A 6285-nucleotide genomic window follows, 5' to 3' on the forward strand; every position below is an offset into this window, starting at 1 on the left:
TATAGGAGTAACGTCCGACGAGATCGACAATCTCCGCCTGGAAAGGTGTCCTATGCGCTCGCTCCGCACTCCTGTTCTTGCGGCTCTCGCCGCTGGTTCCCTTGTCGCGCTGGCCGGCTGCGGTGGTTCCGACAACTCCGCCGAGGGCAGCAACGAGGACTTCACCGTTGTGACGTCCACCAACGTCTACGCTGACATCGTCAAGAACGTCGCCGGCGATGCAGCTGAGGTGACTCCGGTCATCGACGATCCGACACAGGATCCGCACGATTACGAGGCCACCGCCCAGGACCAGCTCAAGCTGTCGAAGGCCGACATGGTCGTCGTCAACGGCGGCGGCTATGACGCCTTCATGACGACGATGCTCGAGGCTGCCGATCACAAACCGACCGTCGTCGACACCGTCGCCATCTCGGGCCTGCCGGGCTCGGAGGGCGTGGCCAACGAACCTCACGACCATGATCACGGTGACGAAGACGGCCATGACCACGGTGAAGAAGGCCATGACCACGGCACCGAAGAGGCACATGATCACGGCACCGAGGATGCCCACGACCATGGTGAAGAAGGCTACGAGGACCACGATCACGGTACTGAAGACGCCCATGACCACGGCGAAGACGCCCATGACCACGGCGAAGAGGGCCACGACCACGACCATGACCACGGCGCCTTCAATGAACACGTCTGGTACTCCGTGCCGACGATGACGAAACTCGTCGACGAGGTCTCCTCGAAGCTGAGCGACGAGCTGCCCGACAGCGCTGACGACATCAAGAAGAACGCTGAGGACTACAAGGCCGAACTCGGCAAGCTGCAGTCCCAGCTTGACGAGGCGAAGTCCCAGCACGAGGGTGAGAAGGCCGCGGCCACCGAGCCGATCGCCCTGTGGCTCTTCCACGACATGGGCATCGAGAACATCACCTCCCAGGACTTCCTCTCCGCCGTCGAACACGGCGACGATGTGCCGCCTTTGGTGCTGAAGAAGGCCAAGGAGCAGATCGAGAACAAGGAAGTCGTCGTCCTCGCCTACAATTCGCAGAACGCCGGCCCGCAGGCCGACGAACTGAAGAAGACCGCCGAAAGCGCCGGTGTGCCGGTCGTGAATCTGGCGGAGACCATGGACAATGACGAAAAATACATCGACTGGATGGGCGGCTACATCAAGGACGTCCAGGAAGCGCTGGCAGGTCACGATCACTGATTCGGCTCCACACAGCTCCAACCCGGTCCTCGAGCTCAGCGACGCACAGCTGCGTTTCGGGGACCGGGTGCTGTGGCACAACCTCAACATCGACGTCGAGCCCGGCGAGTTCATCGCCATCCTCGGCCCCAACGGCTGCGGCAAGACCTCACTGCTCAAAGTCCTCCTCGGGCAGTATCAGCTCTACACCGGCAGCGCCCGCGTCAACGGCCACCGCGCCCGACGCGGAGACCCGGACATCGGCTACATCCCCCAGCAGCGCGGCATCGACGACGACACCCCCATGCGCGGCCGCGACCTCGTGCGCATGGGACTCGACGGCCACCGCTGGGGACCGGGCTGGTTCTCCCGCTCGCGCAGCCAGAAGGTCGAAGCGCTGCTCGAAGAGGTCGGTGCCCAGACCTACGCCGACTCCCCGGTCGGCATGCTCTCCGGTGGCGAACTGCAGCGCCTGCGCGTCGCCCAGGCTCTCAGCTCGGACCCGCACCTGCTGCTGTGCGATGAGCCGCTGCTGCACCTCGATATGACCCATCAGCGGCTCGTGGCCCGCCTGCTGCACGAGAAGCGCCGGGCCCGCCAGACCGCGATCCTCTTCGTCACTCACGAGATCAATCCGATCCTGCCCTACGTCGACCGGGTCCTCTACATCGCCGGCGGACATTTCCTCGTCGGCACCCCAGACGAAGTCATCAACTCCGCGGCGCTCAGCGAACTCTACGACTCACCGATCGACGTCGTGCGCGCCGGCGGGCGCATCGTCATCGTCGGCAGCGACTCCGACCATCACCCGATCCATCACCCCGAGCCCTCGGCCGGGGCGATCTGAGGAGCGCAGGCACCATGACTCACCTGGCATCGAACATCCTCACCGAGTACTTCACGTTCGAAAACTACGGCGAGCTCATCGTGCTGCTGCAGAACTCCTTGTTCGCAGCCGCACTGCTCGGCGTGGTCGGCGGCCTCATCAGCGTCTTCGTCATGGCCCGCGACATTCCGTTCGCCGTCCACGGCGTCGCCGAACTCTCCTTCGCCGGAGCCTCCTTCGCGCTACTCATCAGCTTCGACGTCGTCTACGGCTCGATCATCGGCTCACTCGCTGCGGCTCTGCTCATCGGCATCGGCGGTGCGCGCAGCAGTGAGAAGAACACCATCACCGGCGTCCTCATGCCCTTCGGCCTAGGCCTCGGCATCCTGTTCCTGGCCCTCTACGACGGCCGCGCGGCGAACAAGTTCGGACTGCTCACTGGTCAGATCGTGGCGATCAACTCGGGCCAGATCCGCACGCTGGTCATCTGCGCGGTCATCGTCCTCGTCACCCTGCTCATCATCTGGCGCCCACTCGTCTTCGCCAGCATCGACCCAGCCGTCGCCCGCGCCAAGGGCGTTCCGGTCACCGCGCTCACCATCATCTTCATGCTCGCCCTCGGCCTGGCCGTCGCACTGTCCGTCCAGGTCGTCGGCGTGCTCCTCGTCCTCGCCCTGCTCGTCACCCCGGCGGCAGCTGCCACCCAGATCTCAGCCTCCCCGGTCTTCGTGCCGGTCCTGTCGATGCTGTTCGCCGTCATCTCGTCCGTCGGCGGCATCCTCATCGCCCTCGGTTCGCCGGTCGTGCCGATCAGCCCGTTCGTCACCACCATCAGCTTCCTCATCTACCTCATCTGCCGCCTCATCGGCCACCGCCGCAAATCCCGCCACACCCGCGCCCGGATCCGTCGTGAAGCCGATGTCCATCGCCACCCCTCGCTGGTGAGCACCGCTGACGAGGCGGGGGACGCCTCGGGCACGGACGCTCGCTGACCTGTCCCCGGTTGCCGCTAGGATGGGGCAGATGAATCGAACGCTCGCCACCACTCTCGCCGCAGCCGGGGCCGTGTCCGCGGCTGGGCTTGCCGGTGCCGTCTGGGCTGCCGGCATCGAACCGGCGCTGTTCCGCATCCGCCGCAGCACTGTGCCCGTGCTGCCGCCGGGTGCCGAGGACCTGCGCATCCTCCACATCTCCGACCTGCACCTGTGCGCGTGGCAGAAGAGGAAGATGGCATTCGTCTCGCAGCTGGCCGAGCTCGAGCCCGACCTCATCGTCAACACCGGTGACAACCTCGCCGCCCCGATGCTCGAGCGGCTGCTGGAGGTCTACGACGAGCTCCTTGACGTTCCCGGGGTGTTCGTTCTGGGATCGAACGACTTCTTCGCCCCGCAGATGAAGAACCCGCTGCGCTATCTCGGCGCGCCTTCAGAGGTGAAGCATTCGAAGAAGAATGCGACACTGCCGACCATGGAGCTCGTCGACGCCTTCGCTGAGCGCGGCTGGGCCTTCCTCGACAACCGCGGCTCAGAGATCGAGCTGCGCGGCACCCGTCTGGCTTTCGCCGGCATCGGAGATGCGCACATGAACCGCGACCGGATCGACGACCAGTGGCCGCGCTTCGACGACCCGACCGCCGATGTGCGCATCGGTGTCACCCATGCGCCGTACCTGCGCGTGCTCGATGCCTTCGCCGCCGCCGAAGCGGACCTCGCCTTCGCTGGTCACACGCACGGCGGGCAGGTGTGCGTGCCCTTCTACGGAGCGCTGGTGACGAACTGCGACCTGCCGGCCCGGTATGCCAAGGGCACCTTCGTCTACCACGGCATGACGGTCAATGTCTCGGCCGGGCTCGGGTTCTCGCCGTTCGCCCCAGTGCGTTTCGCGTGCCCACCGGAGGTCTCCCTCATCACCCTGACTGCCCGCAGCTGAGGCCCATTTGGACCTTCCGTGTCCGACCCTGCGGGCCCGGTGGGGCGTTAGCCGCCCCACCGGGACTTTCGTGATTGTCAGGTTCATTGGGCGAATGCTGAGGGAATCGACTTGCGCTGTTCGTTAAAATGATCCGCATGGTGTCATCTGTCTCAGAATCCTCCAACAAGGTCGCGGCGCTGTTTCAGTTCATCGCCGTCAGCGTCGTCGCCGGCGTTGTCGGTGCAGGACTGGCGATCCCCTCCGTCGGCGTTGCCTCCATGGGAGCCGACGCCGGCGTCGAGCTGTTCAGCGCGCTGCCGGCCGAACTCGACGAGCGTCCCCTCGCCGAGCAGTCCCGCATGCTCGCCTCCGATGGCTCGGAGATCGCGACCTTCTACTGGCAGAACCGCAAGGAAGTCTCCCTCGAGGATGTCTCCGAGCAGATGCAGCAGGCGACTGTGGCCGTCGAGGATGAGCGCTTCTTCGAACACGGCGGCGTCGACCTGCAGGGCATCGCCCGCGCAGTGGTCTACAACCTGCTCTCCGATGACACCCAGGGCGGTTCGACACTGACGCAGCAGTACGTCAAGAACGTGCTGAGCGAGAACGCCAACGCTGAGGACGAGAGCAACCGCGCAGCGATTGAAGAGGCCACCGAGAGCTCCGGTGCAGCCGGATACGCCCGCAAGCTCCGCGAGGCGAAGCTGGCTGCGGCCGTGGAGAACAAGTACAGCAAGCATGAGATCCTCAACCGCTACCTCAACATCAACAACTACTCCGGCACCCCGCGCGTCTACGGCGTTGAGGCCGCGGCTCAGCGCTACTGGGGCATTTCGGCGAAGGACCTGAATATCCAGCAGTCGGCCACCCTGGCCGGCATTGTGAAGAACCCGGCTGCCTTCAATCCGCAGACCAAGCCGGAGAACGCCATCGAACGCCGCAACACCGTGCTCGGACTCATGCACAAGCAGGGCAAGATCACGCAGGAGGAGTACGACGAAGCGCGCAACTCCGACCTCGAACTCGACATTCACGAGACCCCCAACGGATGCGCGGCTGCCGGCAACAAGGGCTACTTCTGCGATTACGTCCAGCGTGTCGTGGAGAACGACCCGATCTTCGGTGAGACGAAGGAGGAGCGCCGCAACCTGCTGCAGCGCGGCGGCCTGACGATCAAGACGACGCTCGACCCGAAGATGCAGAACGAAGCCGACAAGGCCGTGAAGAAGCGGGTTCCGGTCGGCGATCCCTCCGGTGCCGGTCACACCATCGTCTCCGTCGAGCCTGGTTCCGGCAAGGTGCTCTCGATGGCACAGAACCGCAACTACACGGCGTCTGAGGGCAAGAAGGGCTCTGACACCCAGATCAACTTCAACGTCGACAACTCCCACAACGGCGCCAACGGCTTCCAGGTGGGTTCGACGTGGAAGCCGTTCGTGCTGACCGAATGGCTCAAGGAGGGCAAGACCCTCGGCTCGACGGTCAACGCGACCAAGCGCGAGTACGCTGCCGGGTCATGGAAGTACCGTGGCTGCGACAACAACGGGGCGAAGTGGAATCCGAACAACGCCGGCGACGGCGGTGGCAACTCCGCGATGACCGCACTCGACGCCACCCGCAAGTCCGTCAACACCGGTTATGCGGCTATGGCCAACCAGCTTGACATGTGCGGGATCATGAAGACCGCCACCGACCTGGGCATCAAGTACGGAAACGGCTCGCCGCTGGACACGAAGCTCCAGGATGGTACGACTGACGCCCTCAAGCCCGCCTCGGTGCTGGGCATCGTGCAGGTCGCGCCGATCGACATGGCCAGCGCATACGCAGTGTATGCCTCAGGCGGCACCTACTGCCGCCCGACCCCCATCACCGAGATCACCGATTCGGAAGGTGAGAAGGTCGACGTGCCGAAGGCCGACTGCAAGAAGGTGCTCGATAAGAAGGTCGCCGATTCGGTTGCCTGGGCGCTTTCGCAGACGTTCAACGGCGGCACCACCTCCTCACTCCGGATCGGCGCGCCGGCTGGTGCGAAGACCGGTACGACGAACTTCGAAGTCGGTTCGACCTGGCTCGTCGGCTTCACCCGGAAGATCTCGACTGCGGTGTGGACCGGCCATCCGGACAAAAACATGGACTGGCGAAAGAACAGCAAGGGCAAGGTCCGCGGCCGGATCTACGGTGCGACCATCTCCGGCCAGACCTGGCAGTCCTACATGAGCAAGGCCATCAAGGAGACGAAGGGCAACACCGGATTCTCCCGCCCATCTGGCACCCAGCCCGAAAGCAGCACCAAGTCCGGTGGCAGCCGCAGCGGTAACAACGGCGGCGGCAACCGCGGCGGCGGCAGCAGCAACAACAACGGCGG

At 64.7% G+C, this 6285-nt stretch carries 5 protein-coding genes; all 5 read left to right on the plus strand.

From position 1 onward, the window contains the following. Positions 1-52: 52 nt before the first annotated feature. The gene (locus tag B4E96_RS00845) at positions 53-1204 is read left to right on the plus strand and encodes a metal ABC transporter solute-binding protein, Zn/Mn family (protein ID WP_286956014.1); all 1152 of its coding nucleotides are present in this window, start codon (positions 53-55) and stop codon (positions 1202-1204) included. A 67-nt stretch (positions 1205-1271) separates the two neighbouring features. Further along, the gene (locus B4E96_RS00850) at positions 1272-2030 is read left to right on the plus strand and encodes a metal ABC transporter ATP-binding protein (RefSeq protein ID WP_286956016.1); all 759 of its coding nucleotides are present in this window, start codon (positions 1272-1274) and stop codon (positions 2028-2030) included. Between the two features lie 14 nt (positions 2031-2044). Next, a complete protein-coding gene (locus tag B4E96_RS00855; protein WP_102161196.1) occupies positions 2045-3001 on the plus strand; it encodes a metal ABC transporter permease in 957 nt (318 codons plus the stop codon). A 31-nt stretch (positions 3002-3032) separates the two neighbouring features. Then, the gene (locus B4E96_RS00860) at positions 3033-3938 is read left to right on the plus strand and encodes a metallophosphoesterase (protein ID WP_286956019.1); all 906 of its coding nucleotides are present in this window, start codon (positions 3033-3035) and stop codon (positions 3936-3938) included. Between the two features lie 137 nt (positions 3939-4075). Further along, the coding region (locus tag B4E96_RS00865; protein ID WP_286956021.1) for a transglycosylase domain-containing protein at positions 4076-6285 on the plus strand (2210 nt) is incomplete at its 3' end.

This window comes from Brevibacterium sp. UBA7493 (assembly GCF_002479565.1).
Classification (GTDB): domain Bacteria; phylum Actinomycetota; class Actinomycetes; order Actinomycetales; family Brevibacteriaceae; genus Brevibacterium; species Brevibacterium luteolum.